Here is a 21,213-nt window from a genome sequence, read left to right on the forward strand (position 1 = left end):
CGGCGCCTGGCCGACTTGGAACAGAGCCTGAACGGTGGGCGGTTAGCTGACCAATCGTGTGTAAGGATGCGATGTATCGCGCGGGGCGATACCTGCGGCAAGCCGCTGACCCAACCCGCAGGAGTAGGCGCCAGCCTGCGAACTGCTACTCACCGAACGGAAACAACCTAGTGCCCCACGCGATACCTCCTATCCCCGGATACGATTGGCAGTGATACCCCGGCCTTCCTTATGGTGCAGCGATGGCGCGCCTGCCCTTTTCAGCGCGCGGCCCTTTCGCAACGCACAAGGACAACAAGAAATGTTCAAGTACTTCCCCACCAATTACGTGTGGAACCTCTCCGTAGACCTGGCCATTGAAATGGGCGCCCGCATGGGCGAGATCGAGGAGATGTGCGCGCCGCTGCAAGAGGCCGCCAAACAGCCGGACAAAGCCGGTACCGAGGCGTTCCGGGAAACCTGGGCGAAAATGGCCGACAAGCTGTGCGGCTTGGCCGAGGAAGACGAAAGCGCCGGGCGCCTGCTCTCCGCTGGCGAGAAATACAACCGCGCGGCCACCTATTACCTCACCTGTGAGCGCCTGCAGGCGCACGGTGCCCCGGGGCGTGCGGACTTGTACCAGCGTTTTCTAAGCACCTTCGCCCGTGGCGTCGCGCTGTCGAAAGAAAATTGCGAGCGGGTGGAAATCCCCTACGAAGGCGCTCACATCTCCGGCCTGCTGGTTCGAGCCGAAGGCGTGGACGGCCCGGCACCACTGCTGGTGCAGGTGAACGGTCTGGATTCCACCAAGGAAATGAAATACCGCGTGGGCCTGCCGGCATGGCTGGCCAAGCGTGGCGTGTCCTCGCTGATCATTGACCAGCCAGGCACCGGCGAAGCGCTGCGCCTGCACAACCTTACGGCCCGTTACGACAGTGAACACTGGGCCAGCCGCGTGGTGGACTGGCTGGAAACCCGCGCGGACGTAGACCCCAAGCGCATCGGCATGGAAGGTGTGTCGCTGGGCGGGTACTACTGCCCTCGCGCCGTGGCCTTCGAGCCGCGCTTCGCTTGTGGCGCGGTGTGGGGCGCCAACCACGACTGGCGCGACGTGCAGAAGCGCCGGCTGGAAAAGGAAGGCGACTTCCCGGTACCGCACTACTGGGCCCACGTACGCTGGGTGTGGGGCGCCAAGGATCAGGATGACTTCATGGCCATTGCCGAGAACGTGCACCTGGACGGCGTGCTCGACCGCATCAAGGTGCCCTTCCTGGTCACCCACGGCGAAAAGGACTCGCAGATCCCGCTCAAGTGGGCACATCGTACCTATGAGCAACTGGTCAACAGCCCTCGCCGGGAGCTGAAGGTGTTCACTGCCCGCGAAGGCGGCGTGCAGCATTCCAGCTTCGACAACAGCATCAATGCCGGGCAATACATCGCTGACTGGATGGCTGAAGTGTTGGGCGGGCGGGTGGCGTAGGCGCTCGGCATTCACCCCGCCTCTTGGGTCTGCTAAGGTGGCGCCCCTTACTCATGCCAGCACACAGGGGGCCCCTTGGCCGCGCTCGAAACCCTCACCGCCGACCTCTTCGAAGTGGACAAGCGCCTGTCGCTAAAGCCCGTCACCGATTTCAACGCCTACCTGCGCGAGGCCTTTGGTGACGGCCCTTGCAGCTGTGTGCGCTGCCAGCAAAGCGGCGGCAATGACAGCGGCTACACCCTGCGTCATACCTTCGTGTTCGCTGCTGGCCAAACCCACCGCCGCTTCGCCAATACCAGTGCCAGCGACGTGCTGTTGATGCTGAAGAAGGCGTGGCTGTCCTACACCAAGGCCGAGCTGCCTGTTACTGGCGCGCTGGATATTGATAGCGTACAAAGCTTCGTGGAGCCTGGCCTGCATGAACGGCTGCTGCCGCTATTACAGGCCAGTGGGTTGGTCAGCCAGGTAGACGGCGAGTTCATGTTGAACAAGCCGGTGGAAGGGTGAGGGCGAAGCACGTGCGGGAACGGATACGGGTCTAGTAGTCAATCTGACGTGGGCCTGACCCGCCGAGGCTATCCCTTTCAATTTCGACCATGGCAACCAGGCTCCCAACAGTCTTCGCCTGCGCTACCATGTCATCCGAGAGAACTACGTCGAACTTATTCTCTATACTTTTTATTATCTCTGTGAGGCTGACTATATCCGTCAGCCTATCTGTAAGAGCGGTTTTACTAGTTATAGCGCTGCCAAGTTTCGCTATGAAAAGTTCTTATATATCTGATTCCAGGGACATGGCTCTTCTCCTCCGACGTGGTAGCTAGATCCTGGCCTAGCCGCCCGTTCCATAAAACTGGCAACTCTGCCAGGTTTTCGCGCCGCCCGTCGCCTCACCCCTCATCCAGCCCCAACGCCTTCAAGCGCCGATAAAGCGTGCGTTCACTCAGCCCCAAATGGGTCGCCAGCGCCTTGCGCGAACCGCGAAAGCCAGCCAGTGCCTGGGCGAGCTTGTGCTGCTCGCTGGGCAAGGATGCCAGCGCCGGCTCATCAAGGGGCAAGTCCCGCCGGTGAATCACGCCATCGCTGGCCATCAGCTGTGCGCGCTCCAGCACGTTGCGCAGCTCTCGGATGTTTCCCGGATAGTGATAGGCCTGTAGCCAGGCCATCGCGTCGGCGGCGACCCGCCAGGGCGTGCCCTGTGCCGTGCGGCGAAGAAGGCTGTCGATCAGCAAGGGGAGGTCTTCGGCGCGCTCGCGCAAGGCCGGCAAGCGCAAGGTGAAGGCATTGATGCGGTAATACAGGTCCTGACGGAAGCTGCCGTTGACCACCATCTCTGCCAGCGGCTTGTGGGTCGCGGCTACCAGGCGAAAGTCCGAATGCAGGGTGCGCAGGCTACCCACCGGCCGGAAGCTGCCTGATTCGATCAACCGCAGCAGCTTCGCTTGCGTCGCCAGCGGCACTTCGCCGATCTCGTCGAGGAATAATGTGCCGCCATGGGCGGCTTCGGCCAGCCCGGTCTTGCGAGTTGCCGCTCCGGTGAAGGCGCCCTTCTCGTGCCCGAACAACTCGCTCTCGAACAGCGTCTCGCTCAAGCCCGTGCAATCGACCACCACCAAGGGCCCGCCTGCCCTGGGGCTGGCCGCATGCAAGGCGCGGGCGAACAGTTCCTTGCCTGTACCGGATTCACCCTGCAGCAACACCGGGATCTGTGACGGCGCGGCCCGCTCCAGGTCGGCAAGCGCACGCTGGAAAGCGGGTGCGCGCCCGACCAGGCCGTGCTCACTGGGCTGGGCCGCCGCCACCGCCAGGGAACGCAGCCGCTCTACGTAACCCAGCAACTCCCCGCCCTCGCCATACAGCGGGCGCAGCTCTACATCCACGTGCTCTGGCCCGCGTGGCGTGTGGTGAACATGCAACACACGCTCCGGCAAGCGTGTTTCCCGTGCCTTGCGCATCGGGCAATGCTCGCCGGCACGGTCGCAGGGCACGTTGTAACCATGGGACACCTGGTGGCAGGTGTGGCCGATCGGCGCCTGGCCGCGTTGGCCGAACTGCTGACGGTAGGCACGGTTGGCAGCGACGATATGGTAGGCCGTGTCCAGCACGATGGCAGGCAACGGGTCATGTTCCAGGTAGGCGTTCAACGCCAGTGGGTCGAAGGTGGCCACGGGGGCTCCAGCAGCAGGCAGGCGGGGAAATACTGCCATTGACTGCCATCCACTGCCAGCACCGCTGACGGACGTGGCAGTTCCAAGCAGCAGAGTAGCCGCGTAGCCCAGCAAATACTGCCTTGGCGCGCTGGCACGGATATTGACTTACCCGACCATCGGCTGCGGTCGCCCTCGCCGTTCTGGAGCCCTCATGATGCACCTGCAAACCGACGCCTACCGGGTGGAAGCGTTCTTCGACCCGGCCACGTCCAGCCTGAGCTATCTGCTGCTCGACCGCGCCAGCCAAGACTGTGCGTTGATCGATGCCGTGCTCGATTACCAGCCCGCCACCGGCCATACCTCTTCAGTGAACGCTGACAGAATGATTGCGCGGGTGGGCGATCTAGGGGCCCAGGTTGAATGGATACTCGAAACCCATGTGCATGCCGACCACCTGAGCGCCGCCAGTTACCTCAAAAAGGCCCTGGGCGGGCGAATCGGTATCGGTGCGCGCGTGGTCGAGGTGCAGGCAGCTTTTAGCCGCTGGTTCCCAGGCGCTGCCGAAACAGCCACCTTCGACGCCCTGCTCGGCGACGGCGAAAATCTCAAGCTGGGCGACCTCTCGATTCAGGTACTGCACACGCCCGGGCATACACCGGCGTGCGTTACTTACCTGCTCGACAACCCCGAACAGCCGCTGGCATTCGTGGGCGACACGCTGTTCACCCCAGACTACGGCACTGCTCGATGTGACTTCCCGGGTGGCGATGCCCGCGCACTGTACCGGTCGATTCAGCGGTTGCTATGCCTGCCAGACCACACCCAGCTGTTGTTGTGCCATGACTACCGGCCGCAAGGTCGTGAGCTGATATGGCACACCACGGCGGCCGAGCAGCGCGCAGGTAACCTGCACGCAAACACCGGCATCAGCGAAGAGGCCTTCGTGAACATGCGCATGGCGCGCGATGCCACCCTGGCAATGCCGGCCCTCATGCTGCCCGCGGTGCAAGTGAACCTGTGCGCCGGTCAACTGCCTCCCGAGCAAGCTAACGGCCTGCGTTACCTGCGTATCCCCCTCAATGCCTTCAAGGACACCCCATGACCCACACGCTACCCGTTCATGACGTGGTAATCGTTGGCGCAGGCACCGCTGGCATCGCGACCGCCGCCAGCCTGCTCAAGCGCGTCCCCGGGCTGGACGTATTACTGATCGACCCTGCCAGCGAGCACTTCTATCAGCCGGGCTGGACCCTGGTGGGCGCGGGGGTGTTCAAGGCGGCCAGCACCCGCCGCGAGACTGCCACGCTGATACCCCCTGGCGCGAAGCTGCTGCAAGCCACGGTGATCGGGTTCGACCCTGCCAACAGCCAGGTATTGCTGGCTAACCGGCCTGGGCTGGGCTATCGCCAACTGATCGTGTGCCCGGGGCTGGTGCTGAATTGGGCCGCCATCGACGGGCTGGAAAGCACGCTTGGCCAGCACGGCGTGACCTCGCACTACCGCTACGACCTGGCGCCTTATACCTGGGAGCTCACCCGCCAACTGCGCAAAGGCCGGGCGCTGTTCACCCAGCCCGGCATGCCGATCAAATGCGCTGGCGCGCCGCAGAAGGCCCTTTATTTGGCCTGCGACCATTGGCGCTGGGAAGGCCGTCAGGGCGCGGTGCGGGCCGAGTTCCTCAACGCCAACCCAAGCCTGTTTGGCGTGGCGGCGTATGTGCCTGCGTTGCAGCGCTATATCGAGCGTTACGAGGTGGACCTGCGCCTTCGCCATCGCTTGGTGGCAGTGAACGGCCCCTTGCGCCAGGCCACATTCGAAGTGACTGCCAGCGATGGCAGCATCCGCCACGACACCCGCGGCTTCGACCTGCTGCATGTGGTGCCGCCACAGTGCCCACCCCTGGCAGTGAGTGGCAGTGCCTTGGCGGACGCCAACGGTTGGCTGGAGGTAGACCCGCACAGCCTGCGCCATCGCCGCTTCGCCAACGTTCATGGGTTGGGCGATGTTATCAATACCAGCAACGCCAAAACGGTCGCCGCTGCCCGCAAGCAAGCCCCCGTGGTTGCCCACAACGTGGCGGCGGCTTTAGGCAAGGCCAGCGGTACGGCCCACTACGACGGTTACGGTGCGTGCCCGCTCACGGTTGAACGCGGCCGTATCGTACTGGCCGAATTTGCCTATGGCGGTGCGCTGGCGCCCTCCTTCCCCCAATGGGTGCTCAAGGGCACCGAGCCTACCCGCCTGGCCTGGTGGCTGAAGGCCCATGCGCTGCCGGCTGTGTACTGGCATGGCATGCTGCGCGGGCGGGAATGGCTGGCCCAGCCCACGTTGGAAGCGATGCCGTGACGCTGGCCTATCTGGCCAGCGGCCTGGGCGCGGTGGCAGGCTTGGTGTTGGGGCTTACCGGCGCGGGAGGTGGCATATTGGCGTTGCCGCTGCTGATGTTCGGCCTAGGCCTGAGCATTCCCCAGGCCGCCCCTATCGCACTGTTGGCAGTAGGGTTATCTGCCCTGCTCGGTGCGGTAATTGGCCTGCGCCAACGCATCGTGCGGTACCGGGCCGCGGCGTTGATCGGCGCCTGTGGGATCGCCACCGCGCCGCTCGGGGTGTGGCTCAGCCATCGCCTTCCCGCAGTTCCACTGGCAGCGTGTTTCGTAGCCGTACAAACCTGGGTGAGCGTGCGTTTATGGCGGGGCGCTGACCCATCGGGGCGGCCGTTAGCTCAATGCCCTTGCCGGCTGGACCGCAGCACCGGCCAACTGCACTGGACCACTTCGTGCGCGCAAGCGCTGGCAGGGACCGGCGCTCTGGCAGGCGTGTTGTCGGGCCTGCTCGGGGTGGGCGGAGGCTTCGTGATCGTGCCCGCGCTGCGGCGTTACACCGACCTGGAAATGAACAGTGTGGTAGCGACATCCCTGGCGGTGATTGCCCTGGTTGCATTGGCCACCGGCGGCGCGACCATGGCCAGCGGCGTGGGTAATATCCAACTCGCCCTGCCCTTCGCAACCGGTAGTGCAGCGGGCCTGCTGCTTGGTCGGCGAATGGCCCCCCGCGTCAGCGGCGCTGCCTTGCAGAAGGTATTCGCCGTGACAGGCTTCGCAGCGGCCGTGGCGGTACTGGCAAGAAGCCACATTTTCGGCTGATTTTGCCGTATATCGGAGCGGTACGCACCGTTTGTAAATCCGATGGAATTTTGCGCGCCATACAAGGCTCCGTTAAGTCGGTAATGATCAACGGGATTGATTGGAAATGCCTACGCCAACGCTTTTCGTCATCGACTATCGCCTTCACGGCGCACCCAAGAGTTTTGTGATCCGCCTCGACCGCATGGACAACGCCGAAGCGTGGCATTGGGCCAGTTGCGATGCGGGGGTCGGGCACATACCTCGCCACCGTCACGACAAAATCAAACGCACCTCCAAACCCATGGCCGAGAAGTTCGGGATTACCGACGTGCGCTGGCGCGCGGCGGGTATGCAGCCGCCCGTAGAAGCGCCAGTAGCTGACCGCGCCGCCGGTTAGCCACATCGGGCTCGCAGTAGCAGGCCAAGACCCAACCCCGGCGAATGCAGTGCCGGGGTTTTTTACACCTGCCGATCGGCACTGGTGTTCCCCCTTTCCTGAACTACCGTTGTATCGCCGCCACTACAATGAGCGCCGAAGCGGCCGGCTGCGCCTCCACGTTGCCCCCTGCTTTGAGGAGCTACTGCCATGACCCTTATCTACGACGCCCGCGACTACGGCGCGGTTGGCGATGGAACCACGGACGATACCCAGGCCATCCAGGCCGCCATGGACGCCGCAGCCGAGACCGGGGGCCAGGTTTATCTGTCCAGGGGCACGTACGTGGTGAGCGGCGACACCTCACAGACCTCCGGGCCCTGCCTCATCCTGCCAAGTGGCGTAAGCCTCGTCGGAGACGGTGCCGGCGACACCAGCCTTAAGTTGGCCAACGACTGGAGCAAACCCGTCACCGGTATTGTCCGGGCTGCCATGGATGCACAGGACGTCGGGCTGGCTGACCTTACAGTGGATGGCAACAGCGCCAGCACCAGCGGGCGCGTGGATGGCTTCAGTACCGGCGCCGGGCCTTGGGACAGCGGCACCAACACGGGCGTGACCGTGAGTGGCGTGACGTTCACCAACTGCAGCGGCAATGGGCTGAACGCGCAACAAGGCACCTTCGCCCTGAGCGTGACCGACAGCGTAGCAACCGGCAGCGGCCTGGACGGCTTTTACGCCCACCTTGTAGGCACCGCCGAGGGTTATGTGGACGCGGGTGGTTTTCAGGACAACCTCAGCGAAGGCAACGGCCGTAACGGCTTTACCTTGTTACTGGACAACTACCGCACCACCCTGGCCGACAACGACGCGCTGGAGAACGGAAGCCGGGGCATTCTGGTGGAAGGCCAACCGGGCGAAGCCTTCTCGGAACGAGTGGTGCTCACCGGTGGCGAAATCGCCGACAACGGCGCAGAAGGTTTGCTACTCAAACTCACCGACTTCAGCCGCGTAAGCAACGTGACCGTGCACGATAACGGTGGCGCCGGCATCGGCTTGTATGGCTCCAGCGCCAACACCATCGCAGGCAACGTGCTGTACAACGACGCCAGCACCTTCGGCAACGCCGAAGTCGTGCTGCAGGCCTCGGACGATTCGGACGTGGGCGCCGTGGACGCTGTCACCGGCAACGTGGTGTACAACAACCTGATCGGTGGCGGCAACGCCAGCTATGCGGTGTCCGAGCGCAACGAAGACATCACCGGCTTCAACACCGTGTTCGACAACTACTTCAGCCGCTTCGGCGACCCCAGCACGGTGTTCTACGGCACTGACAGCAACGCCTTCAGCAATAACGACAACCTTACCGTGGCCGGCACCGCCGGCAATGATGTGCTGGCCGCCACGGAAGTGTCTGATACGGCGCTCTATGGCTTTGCAGGCAACGATCGGCTCACCGGCGGCCTCTACGATGACGTGCTGTACGGCGGCGCCGGGGTGGACCGGCTAACTGGCGGCGCCGGCTCGGACACCTTCCGTTTCACCCGTGCCAGCGACAGCGTACGTGGCGCCAATGACCTGATCACCGACTTCGTCGCTGGCGAAGACAAGCTTGACCTCGCCAGCCTGGGCTACAGCGGTTTGGGCGATGGCCACAACGGCACCTTGCAGCTCAGCTACAACGGCAGCCTGGGGCGGCACTACCTGCGCAGCCTGGATGCCGACAGCGACGGCCATTACTTCCAGTTGGCGCTGGTGGGCAACGTCAACGAGATACAGGCCAGCGACTTCGAAACCCTGGTGCAGGGCACCTCGGGCCGCAATACCCTCACGGGCAGCGACAATGGCGAAACGCTCAGGGGCCTGGCGGGCGCGGATACCCTCAGCGCCGGTGCTGGTAATGACTATGTAATTGGCGGCGCGGGCGCCGACCAGCTCACGGGCGGCGACGGCAACGACGTATTCGTGTTTGACGCGCTGCGCGACAGTTATGCCAACGACACCCGAAGCGTGGACAACAGCGACACGATCACCGACTTCCGCTACGACCAAGATGTGCTTGACCTCTCGGCGTTTCGCTTCACCGGGTTGGGCACCGGCTACGACCACACCCTGGAAGCCACACGCACCGGCGGTGACATGGTGTTGCAGTCACTGGAAGCCGATGCCAACGGCAACTACTTCAAGCTGGTGCTCGAAGGCGTGAGCTATATCAACAATGCCGCGATCCGCTTCGGCGCCCCCACGACCACGCACTTCAATGACGAACCCACCAGCTACGACGACTACTACATCGATGAACCCACCGCCAATGACGACACCTTGGTCGGCTATTACACCAATGACCGCCTGAACGGCCTGGCCGGCAACGACACCCTGCGCGGGGAAGCCGGCGACGACATACTCGATGGCGGCGCAGGTAGCGATACGCTCGACGGCGGAAACGGCAATGATCAGGTGGCGGGCGGTCGCGGTAGTGACACCTTGACCGGTGGCAGCGGCGACGATGTGCTGACCGGCGGTGCTGGCCTGGACCAGCTCACTGGCGGCTCGGGAGACGATACCTTCCGTTTCCTCGCCACCACTGACAGCTTGCGCGGGATGAGTGACGTGATCACCGATTTCGACGCCAGCCATGACCTGCTGGATGTGGCCGCGCTGGGCTATACAGGCCTTGGAAGCGGCCGCGACGGCAGCTTGAAGGTGAGCTACAGCGCCACGGCCGACCGCACCTATGTGAAAGACTTCACTGCAGGCGCAGACGGCGAGCGGTTCGAGATCACCCTTGTTGGCGACCTCAGCCATGCGCTTGGCGCCGACGCGTTCGTGTTCGCCCCAGCGCCGGAGCAGGAGCTCGCCCTGCTAGGCGTGGCCGCTTGAAGCCATTCCCGGGGTTGCACCGGCCCTACACTGGGGGCCGGGTGAAGCCCGGGAATTATCCGCCGGTATCAATACCGCCAGATCACGTCCACAAACGCCCGGTGCATGTAGCTGTCCACCTGGCTGCCATAGGCATCACCCGGCTTGAACACACCACCGCGCAAGCGCACGAGGGCCGAGGGTTCGTCGATGGATTGGCTCAGCGACGCCGGCAGCAGGCCTTGCTTGAAGTAGCGGGTTACCACAAGGTCCAGCTCCTGGCCCAGGTCTTTCTCGCCATCGCGCAGGGGCAGGCTGCTGCTGGACAGCAGGTCACCGGTGCCGCTGTCGTATTCGTTGTCATACGCGGCAACGCCACGGCTGGTGATGCCCTTGTCGCCGTCCACACGCCAGAAGCGGTGGTAGATCAGGCTGGCGTCGTAGTCTTCACGCAAGCTCCATGAACCGAACAGGGTGGCGCTTTGCAGGTTGGTCATGTCGCCCCGGAAGGCTTCGCCGAAGCGGTGCACGCGAGAGTTGATGCCGGTGTAGGTGGAGCGGTTGCTCTCCAGGCCGTTCTGCTCGTATTCGCCGCTTGCGCGGGCATAGGCCGCACCTACCTGCCAGCTCGGGTCCAGGCGCAGGCGCAGGCCCAGGTCGGTGGCCCAGCCGCTCACGTTGCTGTGGCTGGAGGCTTCACCCGGCAGGTTGCCGTTGCGGTCCAGGCTGTTCACCTTGTCGCGGTTACCCTTCAGGCCGGTAAGGCTGGCCCAGTAGTTCCAGGTGTTGGTGTTGCGACGGGCATTGTAGGCGTCGCTGCTGGCTTCGAGGCCGAACCACGTCAGGTCACCGTTCTGGGTCTTGTCCAGCGGGTCGCTGGCCTGGCCCACCCGGGCGTAGTCCAGGCTTCCGTTGTCGCGGGTATGGTGCGCACGCACGCCAACCCACTGCCCCGGGTTCCACTGCCAGGAGGCATCGGCGAACAGGTGCAGGCGGTCCTTGTCGGTGGGCGACAGCTCTTTCAGGTCGGTGCGGTAGTCGCTGAAACGCTGGGCCGTGCCCAGGTTGGCCTTGAGCAACGTCGTGTCGAAGGTCCACGCCAGGGCTTCGATGTTGGTGTCGCGCCATTGGCCATCGTCGTTGCGCAGGCGCTGGCGGCCGAACTTCAGCTGCTCGCCCGGGTACGGAGTAAGGCCGCGGTAGCCCACCCAGAACTCGCGCATGGCCAGGTAGCTCTTCTTCGGTTCACGGTCGCTGTTGCTGCTTTGCGCGGCTTCGCTGGTGTCCTGCTGCAGTGTGTCGGTTTCGACAATGTCCGTCGCCGTCACTGCCTGCCCCATGGCATAGGCGCTCCACGCTCCGCGCTGGAAATACGCCCACGGGCGCAGGTCCAGGCCCAGCCCGTTCACGTCACCGTGGGCCGCAGTCCCAAGATCGCGATCCCCTTCCGTTTGCGCCGTGGCCTTGATCTCCAGGCCAAACTGGCTACCGTCTGCGGTAGCGGCCATGGCGGGCAGCATCCAGGCCAGGGAACATCCAAGGCCGACCCCGGCCGAAACCCACTGCTTCATCTTCAATCCTTGTGCATTGGCAAATAGTTATACGTCGCCGGATACACTCGCGGCTGCGTGCGGCGGCGATGATAGCTTTCAGCCAGTGCAGTGCATACCCCAATTATTCGCGGTAACGGAACGTTCCCATGACCACTGACAATGTTTCGAGTGTTTGGGCCTGGCCCCTGGCGCGGTTCCGTGATGCCCTTGCGGGCCTGGAACCAGTCCCCAGCTGCGGCGCCACTGCGGCTGTGTGTGGCAACCTGGGGCTGGCGTTGATCGTGATGGCCCTTGGCAAAAGCCAGGCGCGCGAGGCACACCCCGCCCGGGAAACACTACTGGCCGAAGCACGGGCCCTGCTGCCGGTGCTCGCCGCGCATGCCGATGGCGATATGCGCGACTTTGGCCGCTTTATCGAAGACCTGCCCCACACCGAACCCGAGGATGCCCAGCGCCAACGGGACCTCGCGGTGCTGGTGAACCGCACTCACCAGGCCGCGCAAGATGCGCAAAGGGCGCTGGAACTTGCCGTGACCGCCCTGCCCCTGGCTACCCCCAGCCTGCGCTGCGACGTACGCGCAGGGGGCTTGATGCTTCACGCCAGCGTGCACGCCTTGTTGCTCAACCTCGCTGAAGACGCCCCCCTGCTGCAAGACCCCGGCCGCACCGACCAGTATGAGGCGCAACGGGCGGCGATCGGAAATCGCGCCGATATAGCGGCCCGTGCGTTGCGCGAGCGCTTCGAACGCAGTGAAGCGAAAAAGCTCTAGCGTATTGAGCTGATGCAGCGAAGCCTGCTGACCCTTATTCAATTTTGGAATAAATAATATCTATAACCTTCTTGGACGACATAACAGTTTGCCTCGCACACTCCACTCCGCTCAAATCTGAACCGCGCAAGGGCGCACCATGGACCTCCGACAACTCCGTTACATCATCGCCTTGAACGACTATCGCAGTTTCGTTCGCGCCGCTGATGCGATGGGCATCACTCAACCCGCGTTCAGCCGCAGTATTCAAAGCCTCGAACAGGAATTCGGTTGCCAACTCGTGGACCGCGCGGATAAGGCTTTGCGCCCCACCCCGGAGGGGGAAGTGTTGCTGGCGCATGCGCGACACCTGGTTCAGGGCGCGGCCCGGCTTAGTAGCGAAGTGGGCCAGATGACCAAGCTCGATGCCGGCCGGGTACGTTTCGGTTGCGGCCCTTCGCCGGCTGCGGCCGTACTGTCCCAGGCGCTCACCCGCTTCCATCGGCAACGCCCCGGTATCCAGTTGCACTTTGTGGTCGATGACTGGGAGCGGCTCGGCCGGGCGCTGAACCGCGACGAAATCGAATTCTTCATTGCCGACATCCGGCCTTTCGAGGCCGACCTCAACTTCGATACCCAGCCCTTGGCTCAGCGAAGCGGGCAGTTCTTCTGCAGGCCTGGCCACCCGCTGGCCGGGCGAAGCACCTTGAGCGCCGCCGATGTATTCGCCTACCCGCTGGCTTGTGGCTTGGTCCCTCCGGGCGTGCGCAAGGTAATGGCCAACCTCTGTGGGAAACAGGATTTCGCCCCGCATTTCCAGACAGAATATTTCCCAGCATTGCTCAGGATCGTTCAGGAGAGCGACGCCATCGGCCTGAGCGGGCAACACAACTGCGCCGACGCGATGGCCCAAGGCACTATCGAACGCTTGCACTGGCGCAACCTCCCCCCGGCGCTGGGGGCATTGCGCGCCCATTGTGGTGTAGTCAGCCGCGCGGGCTATCGCCTGTCCCCCGGGGCGCGCGCGTTTATCGAAACCTTGCTGGCCATCGACAGCGAGGTCGCTTGACCCTGTACCTGCGCCGTCGACTGCGTTCGCCTCGCGAGCGGCACGTTACGCCTCAATGAATGCAAGCAGGTCCGCGTTGATAACGTCCGGGTGGGTGGTGCACATGCCGTGGGGATAGCCGCTGTATACCTTGAGCGTGCCGTGCTTCAAGAGGTTGATACCCAGCTGCGCCGAGTCGGCGAAGGGCACGATCTGGTCGTCATCGCCTTGCATCAACAGCACCGGCACCTCGATGCTTTTGAGGTCTTCGGTGAAGTCGGTTTCCGAGAAGGCCTTGATGCAATCGTAATGAGCCTTCGCACCGCCCATCATCCCCTGGCGCCACCAGTTGAGCTTGATACCTTCGGACACCTCGGCACCGTCGCGGTTGTAGCCGTAGAACGGGGTGGGAACCTCACGGTAAAACTGCGCCCGGTTGGCCACCAGCGCAGCACGGAAGCCATCGAACACGTCCAGCGGCAGCCCGCCCGGGTTGCTGGCGGACTGCACCATGATGGGCGGCACCGCCCCGATGAGCACGGCCTTGGCCACATGCCCGGCGCCATAGCGAGCCACGTAGCGCGCCACCTCACCACCCCCGGTGGAATGGCCTACGTGAATGGTGTCCTTGAGCTGCAAATGGGCGACCAGCGCGGCCACGTCGGCGGCATAGGTGTCCATTTCGTTGCCGTGTGCCGTTTGAGTGGAGCGCCCGTGCCCGCGACGGTCATGGGCGACCACCCGGTAACCTTTGGCAAGGAAGAACAGCATCTGCGCATCCCAGTCATCCGCGCTGAGGGGCCAGCCGTGGTGGAACACGATCGGCTGACCAGTGCCCCAATCCTTGTAGTAGATCTGGGTGCCGTCTTCGGTGGTGAAGGTAGTCATGACGAAGCTCCTGTGCGCGTAGGGGTAGGATTCGCTGCCAGGGCAACGCCGCCGCCCATGACCACTGCCGAACCTCCAGCGTAGCGGGTGGCGCCTGAAAGAAATTGAACGGATGTGCTATTGGTCCGTCTGGGCTTAGTCGTCGCTCAGTTCGTGGCGCTTTAAGTGCATGGCTTCATGGCGTTTTGCAATGCGCGCGCACGGAACTCCCGCCCCAGACACCGCCCTAAACCTCGTCTACGTACTGGCACCACGCTAGTTATCTGGTTGAGGATGTAATTTCGATGGCTTCAAACACCCTTTCGGCCGCCGCACAGCCTCGCGGTGGTCAGCGTGCGTCTGCGGCGCGGTTGATCTTTATTTCAGTGCTGGTTGCCACCATGGGTGCGCTGGCCTTCGGTTATGACACTGGCATCATCGCCGGCGCCCTGCCCTTCATGACCTTGCCCGTGGCGGAAGGCGGGCTGGGCTTGAACGCCGTGACAGAGGGCCTGGTAACCGCCTCGCTGATCGTCGGCGCGGCCGTGGGCTCGCTCGCCAGTGGGTACTGCTCGGACCGCTTCGGCCGGCGGCTTACCCTGCGCCTGCTGTCGGTGTTGTTCATCGCCGGCGCGCTGGGCACGGCTACCGCGCCCTCGATTACCCTGATGGTGGCGGCGCGCTTTGTGCTGGGCATCGCCGTTGGCGGCGGCTCTGCCACAGTGCCGGTATTTATCGCGGAAATCGCCGGGCCTTCCCGACGCGCCCGGCTAGTGAGCCGCAACGAGTTGATGATCGTCAGCGGCCAACTACTGGCGTACGTTTTAAGCGCACTGATGGCCGCCCTGATGCACACGCCCGGCATCTGGCGCTACATGTTGGCAATCGCCATGGTGCCAGGTGTGTTGCTGCTGATCGGCACCTTCTTCGTGCCGGCATCGCCGCGCTGGCTGGCCGCAAAGGGGCGTATGGACGACGCTGAAGCGGTGCTGGAGCAGCTGCGGGACAGCAAGGCTGATGCCGACCGCGAACTGGCCGAACTCAAGGCCCAGAACGAACAGGCACGCCACCGCCCCGCAGTGAAGGAGCTGCTGCGCCAGGGATGGGTGATCAAACTGCTATTGATCGGCATCGGCCTGGGCTTTACCGCACAGCTCACCGGCGTGAACGCCTTCATGTACTACACGCCTATCATCTTGAAGAACACCGGCATGGGCACCAATGCGGCGCTCACGGCCACGATCGGCAACGGTGTGGTGTCGGTAATCGCCACGCTGCTCGGCATCTGGGCCATCGGCCGTTATGGTCGGCGCCACTTGTTGATGACCGGCCTGGTAGTAGTGGTGCTGATGCAGGCGGCGCTGGGCTGCGTGCTGCAGTTCATGCCGCAGAACCTTAGCCAAAGCTACGCCGCGCTGGCCTGCATCCTGGTGTTCCTGTTGTTCATGCAGATGTGCATTTCGCCGGTGTATTGGCTGCTGATGTCCGAACTGTTCCCGGTGCAAGTGCGCGGCCTGCTGACCGGTACCGCCGTGTCGATGCAGTGGCTGTTCAATGCTTCGGTTGCCTTTGCCTTTCCCCTGGCGATCCATACGCTGGGCAACCCTACGTTCTTTGTGTTCGCCGCGATCAACATCGGTTCGCTGGTGTTCGTGTTCTTCTGCCTGCCGGAAACACGCGGCAAGTCGCTGGAAGCCATCGAAAAGCACATGAAAAAGGCACTCTAAGCGAAAAGGGCCAAGCCTGGGCATCGGCGGTGCTTCAGCCGCTCCCCGAGGTTTGCTATGCTCGCCGCGCCAGCATCGGGCCATACCCTGCACCCGAGCTGCCGCGGGCGGACAGCTGAGTCCGAACTATCCGGAGCTCTTCGCTGTGCGCCATCCTTTGTCCTCATTACGCGGGGGCTTGCTGACCCTCGTGCTGGCAAGCACCGTGCCTCTGGCCTTGTGCGCTGCCGTTGCCTTGTTCATGTTACTGCGCAACGAAGAGGGCCAGGCCATCGCCCGGGCACTCGAGGCCAATCGGCAGACCGCCACCGCAGTGCAAGTCACCCTCAATCGCTCGTTTGCGGTACTGGCCGCCGTCGCCGCGTCCCCTTTGCTCGACAGCGACGACCTGGGCCCCTACAACCAGGTGTTGGCCCGGGTGTTGCCACTGATGCCCGGCTGGCATTCGATGCTGGTCACAACGCCCGAGGGGCAGGTGCTTAGCCGGGTGTCACCGCGGCCGGCCACCGGGTTCAACAGCCCAGTGGAACCCGCAAGCTTCAAGCGGATGATCGAACACCCGGGCCCCATCGTTGGGCAGTTGGGCCAAGGCCCCTCCGGAACCTGGGCAATCCCGCTGCGGGTACCGGTCATGCGTAACGGTGCCCTGCGCTATGTACTTACCGCTCCGCTATTGCCGCAGAACATCGCCGAGGTGCTGGCCCTGTCGCAACTGCCCAAGGGCTGGACCGTGGTGGTGTTCGACAGCAATGGCCGGCGCATCGCCCGAGTGCCCGAGGCCGGGTTCGCCGTGGGCGACCAGGTATCGCCGGAGCTCGGCGCATTGGTGGCCAGCGACCGTAACGAAGGCGCAGGTGTCAGCCATACCTCCAACGGCGATGAGGTGTACACCGCCTGGCTACGCTTGCCCGACGCAGGCTGGACGGTTGCCACGGGTATCCCCACTAAAGAAGTGAATTCGAAGGTGACCAAGGCCCTGCTCCTGTATGGGGGCGGGCTGGGCTTGTCGCTGCTGTTCGCTACCGTGGCCGCGCTGCTTGCGGCGCGGCGGATCAGCCAGCCCATGGCCGGTTTGCGCAAGGCGGCGCGAGCGGTAGGCCGTGGTGAAATTCCACAGGTGCCGAGCACACCTATCAAGGAGATCAACGACGTAAGCGTTGCCCTCGAGGCTTCTGCCGTAGCGCTCAGGGACAGTGAACGGGCCCGCGACGAAGCCGTTGCCCGGCTGGAAACCGCCCACCAGGGGTTGCTGGCGGCGGACCGGCGCAAAGACGAATTCATCGCCACCCTCGCCCATGAACTGCGCAACCCTCTGGTACCGGTCGGCCAGGCCGCGGCGTTGTTGCGCTCCGCCAGCGCCAGCCCCGCGCAACGGTCCCACAGCCTGGCGGTGATCGACCGCCAGGTGGGCAACATGGGCCGCTTGCTGGATGACCTGCTGGACGCTTCTCGTGTGAGCTTCGGCAACATCCCCCTGCGCCTCGAGCCTTTGGAGTTGAACGCCGTGCTGCACGACGCGCTGGCCTTTATCAACAGCCGGGCCCGGGACAAACAATTGCAGGTACGTGCTTCGTTTTCTTCCGACCCGTTGCCGGTGGAGGGCGATGCCTTACGCCTTCAGCAATTGTTCGTGAACCTGCTGGACAACGCCGTCAAGTACACCCCGGCGGGCGGCCAGGTGCGGATCTCGCTGTGCAGGCTCGGGGGTCAAGCCTGCGTGGAGGTCGCCGACAGCGGTATTGGCATCGCGCCGGAAAACCTGGCCCAGGTATTCCGCATGTTCGGCCGGGTCGCCGGCCCCGGCGTGGACGCTGGTGGCTTGGGTGTGGGCCTGGCCCTGGCCAAAAACCTCGTGGACTTGCACGGAGGCGAACTTAATGCCGCCAGCGACGGCTTGGGCCAAGGCAGCTGCTTCACCGTCACCCTGCCCTTGGCCAACCCCACCGTGAGCGCCGTCGCTGCGGCGCCATCACCCGTTGCGCCGGTTAGCCCGGGGCGGCGCGTGCTGGTCGCCGATGACAATCAGGACATCGCCTTCACACTTCAGGCGCTGTTGGAGATGGAAAGCCATGAGGTGCGGATGGCCGCAGACGGCCAGCAGGCGCTGGACCTGTGCCGGGACAGCATGCCTCACGTGGCCGTGCTGGATATCGGCATGCCCCGCCTGGACGGCTACCAGGCTGCGGCGGCCATCCGTGCGTTGCCGGGTGGCGAAGGCGTGTATCTGATTGCCGTGTCGGGCTGGGGCCAGGCCGAAGACGTGCGCCTGGCCGAAGCTGCCGGCTTCGATCGCCACCTTACCAAGCCAGCGGACTTGGACCTGCTGCTGGAGCTGGTGGCCAGCGCCCGCCGCTGAACGTACCGCTCGTCCCTGTTTGCCGATTGCTGCAAACGAGTTTGAACTTGAGTCGCTCGCGGTCACTCAAGTTAACAGCAGTACAGAAATACTTTCTTCGAAGGCCCGATAATGGACGATCCCGAAACAAGCCGCGGAGCATCTGCAATTCCGGTTGTGGAAGAGGTGCTGACGCTCTCTAAACGCAAGATTCACACCGGCACTGTTCGCATCGAAAAAACCGTGGAATCTCGGGACTACCTCATCACTGAGAGCCTGCGCCGCGAAACAGCTGCGGTAGAGCGGTTTACTTGCGATACGGAAGTGGACCCGAACAACCCGCCGCAGGTAAGAACTGAAAACGGCGTAACAATTATCCCGGTACTTGAAGAAGTATTGGTCGTGGAAAAACGGCTGATATTGAAGGAAGAGCTGCATGTTCGACAGGCCGTCAGCGAAGTTACAACAAGCCAGCCGGTGACTTTGAAAAAAGAACAGCTGACTTTTAACAGAAGCGACAGCCTGGAAAACACCGACAGCGAAGAACCACAGGGGTCTTCCGCGTCTGCGCCTGACTCATCCCTTACGTGAATCGAGGTAAACATGAAGCATACTCTTGTAGCGGCATTCGATGACCTGAGCACCGCTCAGGCAGCCAAAGCCCAATTGCTGCAGCTGAACATCGCCGAAAGCAGCATCGAGCTCTCCACCGCTGATGCCACCGCTCAAGGCACCATGCCTGCCAGCGAAACCTCCGCAGCTACCACTGCAGACCCTCACACCGATGACGGCTCCTTTGGTGACAAGGTCAGCCATTTCTTCAGCTCGCTGTTCGGCAGCGACGACGATGGCCAGCCCCACCGCTACAGCACTGCCTATCCGGAGGCTTATCGCCGGGGCGCAACTTTGATCACCGTCACCGTTGCCGATGACCTGCAGGCAGAGCAGGTAGAGGACATCCTGCAAGCACAAGGCGCCATCGATATAGATGAGCGCGCCGCCACCTGGACCGATGGTGCACCTGGGGTGACGGCCCAGGCAGGGCTTTCGCACGTGGCAGGCACCCACTTAGGCGCCGACAGTACTGCGCCAGCGAACGCCACGGGGATGGCCCCTGACCTTTCTGGCAATACGGCAATCCCGGTAATCGAAGAGCAGCTGCGTGTAGGCAAGCGGGAAGTGAATACCGGCCGTGTCCGCGTGGTAACCCGGGTGACCGAGCGCCCGGTCGAGGAAACCGTAAGCCTGCGCGAAGAGCACGCCAACATCGAACGCCGGCCGGTGGACCGCGTGGCCACTGCCGGCGAATTGAATGCCTTCAAGGACGGCGCCATCGAGATCCAGGAAACCGCCGAAGAAGTAGTCGTGGACAAGTCCGCCCGAGTGGTGGAAGAGGTCAGCGTGGGCAAAACCGCGACGGAGCGTAAGGAAACGGTACGCGATACCCTGCGCCGTACCGACGTGGAGGTGGAAAACCGCCAAGGCGAGCTGACCAAGGCCGCCGCGGCGTCCGGACGTAACAAACCCTTGGACCGTTAAGGTAAGGCATTCGCTCGGGGGCCTTCAGTTATGGAAGGCCCCTACCTTGCCGGAACACCAGACTCCATCAATTGCCTTGCTGAAACGCTTCACCCACGCTATACCGTCATCACAACTCCAATAAAGGTGTATCTGTGATGACTCCATTGAAGCTGCTCGTGGCCCTCGGCGGGCTGGCCGCAACCACTCAGGCGTTCGCCTGGGACTACACCCTTCTCGATGCCCAAACCGGCGCGAAGGCCTTCAAGGTCACCAGCGCCGAGCTGGGTGTGACCTCTGGCAAACCTTTCACCGTGACAATGCGCACCCTGCATGGCGGCCGTCAGGAAGGGGTAAGCGTAGTCGACATCGACAATGGCACCCTCAAGCTGACCGTGGTGCCCACCCGGGGTATGAACGTGCTCGACGCCTCGGTGGGCAAGGTGCGCATGGGCTGGGATTCCCCCGTAAAGGAAGTGGTCAATCCGGCATTCGTCAACCTCACTGGCCGCGACGGCCTGGGCTGGCTCGAAGGGTTCAACGAACTGGTCACTCGTTGCGGCTATGAATGGGTAGGCCACCCTGGCGTGGATAACGGCGAAATGCTCACCCTGCACGGGCGTGCCGCGAATATTCCCGCCAGCACCGTGACCCTGCACATCGACGAGCAACCGCCCTACGCCATAACCTTGCGCGGCGAACTGAAGGAACAAGCCTTCAAGAAGGTTGACTTCAGCGTGGCCACCGAACTGGTAACAGTGCCTGGCAGCACGCGCTTCGACCTGCACGACACCCTCACCAACAATGGTGACTATCCCAAGGAATACCAGGCGCTCTATCACAGCAACTTCAGCACCCCCTTCCTGGAAGAAGGCGCGCGGTTCGTGGCCCCAGTCAAGCAGGTATCGCCGTTCAACGAAAAAGCCAAGGGTGATCTCGCCACCTGGGACACCTACCGTGGCCCTACCCGCGATTACGATGAAACCGTGTACAACGTGGTGCCCTACGCCGATCAGAACGGCCAGACATTGACCGTGCTGCACAACAAGGCGGGGAACCTCGGTGTGGCCGTGGGCTTCGATACCGCCACCCTGCCGGTGTTTTCCCTCTGGAAAAATACCGACACCCAAGGCCAGGGCTATGTGACCGGCCTGGAGCCAGGCACAAGTTTTTCGTACAACCGGCGTTACCAGCGGCCGCTGAATCTGGTGCCCAAAATCGGCGCAAAAGAGGTGCGTCAGTTCCGCATCAGCTACAGCCTGCTGGCGGACAAACCTCAGGTTGATCAGGCCGTTGCGTCTGTAAAGCAGATCCAGCAAGGCCGCGCGACCGAAGTGCGTGACACACCTCTGGTAGACCTCTCGCACTGAAAAAACACCTGCGTTGCGTTTAGCGCGGTGCTTGCGCTGCGCTAATTGTTTGCTATGCCTAAGGGTCCATGGTGTTT

The 21,213-nt window shown here is 63.2% G+C and carries 18 protein-coding genes; 14 read left to right on the forward strand and 4 right to left on the reverse strand.

Going from position 1 to position 21,213, the window contains the following annotated elements; translation table 11 throughout:
- Positions 1 to 301: 301 nt before the first annotated feature.
- Positions 302 to 1,459 (forward strand): alpha/beta hydrolase family protein, encoded by a 1,158-nt coding sequence (locus LG385_RS10735; protein ID WP_225774269.1) that lies wholly within the window; start codon positions 302 to 304, stop codon positions 1,457 to 1,459.
- Between the two features lie 75 nt (positions 1,460 to 1,534).
- Complete coding sequence (locus tag LG385_RS10740) at positions 1,535 to 1,966, forward strand: hypothetical protein (RefSeq protein WP_225774270.1); 432 nt, start codon at positions 1,535 to 1,537, stop codon at positions 1,964 to 1,966.
- Positions 1,967 to 1,997: 31 nt separating this feature from the next.
- On the opposite strand, the gene LG385_RS25735 is transcribed toward LG385_RS10740, so the two are convergent.
- Both LG385_RS25735 and LG385_RS10750 read right to left on the reverse strand, forming a co-directional pair.
- Positions 1,998 to 2,222 (reverse strand): phosphopantetheine-binding protein, encoded by a 225-nt coding sequence (locus LG385_RS25735; protein ID WP_413247374.1) that lies wholly within the window; start codon positions 2,220 to 2,222, stop codon positions 1,998 to 2,000.
- A gap of 127 nt (positions 2,223 to 2,349) precedes the next feature.
- Positions 2,350 to 3,666 carry a sigma-54 interaction domain-containing protein gene (locus LG385_RS10750; RefSeq protein WP_225774271.1) on the reverse strand — a complete coding sequence of 439 codons (1,317 nt, stop codon included), beginning with the start codon at positions 3,664 to 3,666 and terminating at the stop codon, positions 2,350 to 2,352.
- A 154-nt stretch (positions 3,667 to 3,820) separates the two neighbouring features.
- On the opposite strand from LG385_RS10750, the gene LG385_RS10755 reads away from it, so the two are divergent.
- From LG385_RS10755 to LG385_RS25525, 5 genes are all read left to right on the forward strand, one after another.
- The gene (locus LG385_RS10755) at positions 3,821 to 4,711 is read left to right on the forward strand and encodes an MBL fold metallo-hydrolase (RefSeq protein ID WP_413247319.1); all 891 of its coding nucleotides are present in this window, start codon (positions 3,821 to 3,823) and stop codon (positions 4,709 to 4,711) included.
- Complete coding sequence (locus LG385_RS10760) at positions 4,708 to 5,955, forward strand: FAD/NAD(P)-binding oxidoreductase (protein WP_225774272.1); 1,248 nt, start codon at positions 4,708 to 4,710, stop codon at positions 5,953 to 5,955. Before LG385_RS10755 ends, LG385_RS10760 begins: the two co-directional genes overlap by 4 nt.
- On the forward strand, positions 5,919 to 6,752 hold the full coding sequence (locus LG385_RS10765) for a sulfite exporter TauE/SafE family protein (protein ID WP_225774273.1): 834 nt from the start codon (positions 5,919 to 5,921) through the stop codon (positions 6,750 to 6,752). Before LG385_RS10760 ends, LG385_RS10765 begins: the two co-directional genes overlap by 37 nt.
- A 106-nt stretch (positions 6,753 to 6,858) precedes the next feature.
- Positions 6,859 to 7,131, forward strand: a complete 273-nt coding sequence (locus LG385_RS10770; protein WP_181117651.1) for a DUF6555 family protein — start codon at positions 6,859 to 6,861, stop codon at positions 7,129 to 7,131.
- 189 nt (positions 7,132 to 7,320) lie between these two features.
- Positions 7,321 to 9,990 carry a M10 family metallopeptidase C-terminal domain-containing protein gene (locus tag LG385_RS25525; protein WP_318781393.1) on the forward strand — a complete coding sequence of 890 codons (2,670 nt, stop codon included), beginning with the start codon at positions 7,321 to 7,323 and terminating at the stop codon, positions 9,988 to 9,990.
- Positions 9,991 to 10,058: 68 nt separating this feature from the next.
- Here the strand turns inward: LG385_RS25525 and LG385_RS10785 are convergent, their stop codons facing one another.
- On the reverse strand, positions 10,059 to 11,540 hold the full coding sequence (locus LG385_RS10785; RefSeq protein WP_318781394.1) for an alginate export family protein: 1,482 nt from the start codon (positions 11,538 to 11,540) through the stop codon (positions 10,059 to 10,061).
- Between the two features lie 128 nt (positions 11,541 to 11,668).
- On the opposite strand from LG385_RS10785, the gene LG385_RS10790 reads away from it, so the two are divergent.
- Positions 11,669 to 12,292, forward strand: coding sequence for a cyclodeaminase/cyclohydrolase family protein (locus LG385_RS10790; RefSeq protein ID WP_225774274.1), 624 nt, complete (start codon positions 11,669 to 11,671; stop codon positions 12,290 to 12,292).
- Between the two features lie 139 nt (positions 12,293 to 12,431).
- Positions 12,432 to 13,340 carry a LysR family transcriptional regulator gene (locus LG385_RS10795; RefSeq protein WP_225774275.1) on the forward strand — a complete coding sequence of 303 codons (909 nt, stop codon included), beginning with the start codon at positions 12,432 to 12,434 and terminating at the stop codon, positions 13,338 to 13,340.
- A gap of 45 nt (positions 13,341 to 13,385) precedes the next feature.
- Here LG385_RS10795 and LG385_RS10800 read toward each other — a convergent pair whose 3' ends face one another.
- A complete protein-coding gene (locus LG385_RS10800; protein ID WP_225774276.1) occupies positions 13,386 to 14,207 on the reverse strand; it encodes an alpha/beta fold hydrolase in 822 nt (273 codons plus the stop codon).
- 284 nt (positions 14,208 to 14,491) lie between these two features.
- On the opposite strand from LG385_RS10800, the gene LG385_RS10805 reads away from it, so the two are divergent.
- The 5 genes from LG385_RS10805 to LG385_RS10825 all read left to right on the forward strand — a co-directional run bounded on the left by LG385_RS10805 (position 14,492) and on the right by LG385_RS10825 (position 21,136).
- Positions 14,492 to 15,913, forward strand: coding sequence for a sugar porter family MFS transporter (locus LG385_RS10805; RefSeq protein WP_225774277.1), 1,422 nt, complete (start codon positions 14,492 to 14,494; stop codon positions 15,911 to 15,913).
- 145 nt (positions 15,914 to 16,058) lie between these two features.
- Positions 16,059 to 18,269 carry an ATP-binding protein gene (locus LG385_RS10810; protein ID WP_225774278.1) on the forward strand — a complete coding sequence of 737 codons (2,211 nt, stop codon included), beginning with the start codon at positions 16,059 to 16,061 and terminating at the stop codon, positions 18,267 to 18,269.
- 111 nt (positions 18,270 to 18,380) lie between these two features.
- Positions 18,381 to 18,839: a YsnF/AvaK domain-containing protein gene (locus LG385_RS10815; protein WP_225774279.1), complete on the forward strand. Its 459-nt coding sequence runs from the start codon at positions 18,381 to 18,383 to the stop codon at positions 18,837 to 18,839.
- A 12-nt stretch (positions 18,840 to 18,851) separates the two neighbouring features.
- Positions 18,852 to 19,787, forward strand: a complete 936-nt coding sequence (locus LG385_RS10820) for a YsnF/AvaK domain-containing protein (protein WP_225774280.1) — start codon at positions 18,852 to 18,854, stop codon at positions 19,785 to 19,787.
- A 137-nt stretch (positions 19,788 to 19,924) separates the two neighbouring features.
- Positions 19,925 to 21,136, forward strand: a complete 1,212-nt coding sequence (locus tag LG385_RS10825; RefSeq protein WP_225774281.1) for an aldose 1-epimerase family protein — start codon at positions 19,925 to 19,927, stop codon at positions 21,134 to 21,136.
- Positions 21,137 to 21,213 lie beyond the last annotated feature (77 nt).

The sequence above is a fragment of the Pseudomonas sp. Marseille-Q5115 genome (assembly GCF_916618905.1).
Lineage (GTDB): Bacteria > Pseudomonadota > Gammaproteobacteria > Pseudomonadales > Pseudomonadaceae > Aquipseudomonas > Aquipseudomonas japonica_A.

What these genes read in the sequence shown, in the direction of transcription:
- LG385_RS10735 (WP_225774269.1), top strand. Translation starts at nt 302, where the DNA reads ATGTTCAAGTACTTCCCCACCAATTACGTGTGGAACCTCTCCGTAGAC.
- LG385_RS10750 (WP_225774271.1), bottom strand. Translation starts at nt 3,666, where the DNA reads ATGGCAGTATTTCCCCGCCTGCCTGCTGCTGGAGCCCCCGTGGCCACC.
- LG385_RS10755 (WP_413247319.1), top strand. Translation starts at nt 3,821, where the DNA reads ATGATGCACCTGCAAACCGACGCCTACCGGGTGGAAGCGTTCTTCGAC.
- LG385_RS10760 (WP_225774272.1), top strand. Translation starts at nt 4,708, where the DNA reads ATGACCCACACGCTACCCGTTCATGACGTGGTAATCGTTGGCGCAGGC.
- LG385_RS10765 (WP_225774273.1), top strand. Translation starts at nt 5,919, where the DNA reads ATGGCTGGCCCAGCCCACGTTGGAAGCGATGCCGTGACGCTGGCCTAT.
- LG385_RS10770 (WP_181117651.1), top strand. Translation starts at nt 6,859, where the DNA reads ATGCCTACGCCAACGCTTTTCGTCATCGACTATCGCCTTCACGGCGCA.
- LG385_RS25525 (WP_318781393.1), top strand. Translation starts at nt 7,321, where the DNA reads ATGACCCTTATCTACGACGCCCGCGACTACGGCGCGGTTGGCGATGGA.
- LG385_RS10785 (WP_318781394.1), bottom strand. Translation starts at nt 11,540, where the DNA reads ATGAAGCAGTGGGTTTCGGCCGGGGTCGGCCTTGGATGTTCCCTGGCC.
- LG385_RS10790 (WP_225774274.1), top strand. Translation starts at nt 11,669, where the DNA reads ATGACCACTGACAATGTTTCGAGTGTTTGGGCCTGGCCCCTGGCGCGG.
- LG385_RS10795 (WP_225774275.1), top strand. Translation starts at nt 12,432, where the DNA reads ATGGACCTCCGACAACTCCGTTACATCATCGCCTTGAACGACTATCGC.
- LG385_RS10800 (WP_225774276.1), bottom strand. Translation starts at nt 14,207, where the DNA reads ATGACTACCTTCACCACCGAAGACGGCACCCAGATCTACTACAAGGAT.
- LG385_RS10805 (WP_225774277.1), top strand. Translation starts at nt 14,492, where the DNA reads ATGGCTTCAAACACCCTTTCGGCCGCCGCACAGCCTCGCGGTGGTCAG.
- LG385_RS10815 (WP_225774279.1), top strand. Translation starts at nt 18,381, where the DNA reads ATGGACGATCCCGAAACAAGCCGCGGAGCATCTGCAATTCCGGTTGTG.
- LG385_RS10820 (WP_225774280.1), top strand. Translation starts at nt 18,852, where the DNA reads ATGAAGCATACTCTTGTAGCGGCATTCGATGACCTGAGCACCGCTCAG.
- LG385_RS10825 (WP_225774281.1), top strand. Translation starts at nt 19,925, where the DNA reads ATGACTCCATTGAAGCTGCTCGTGGCCCTCGGCGGGCTGGCCGCAACC.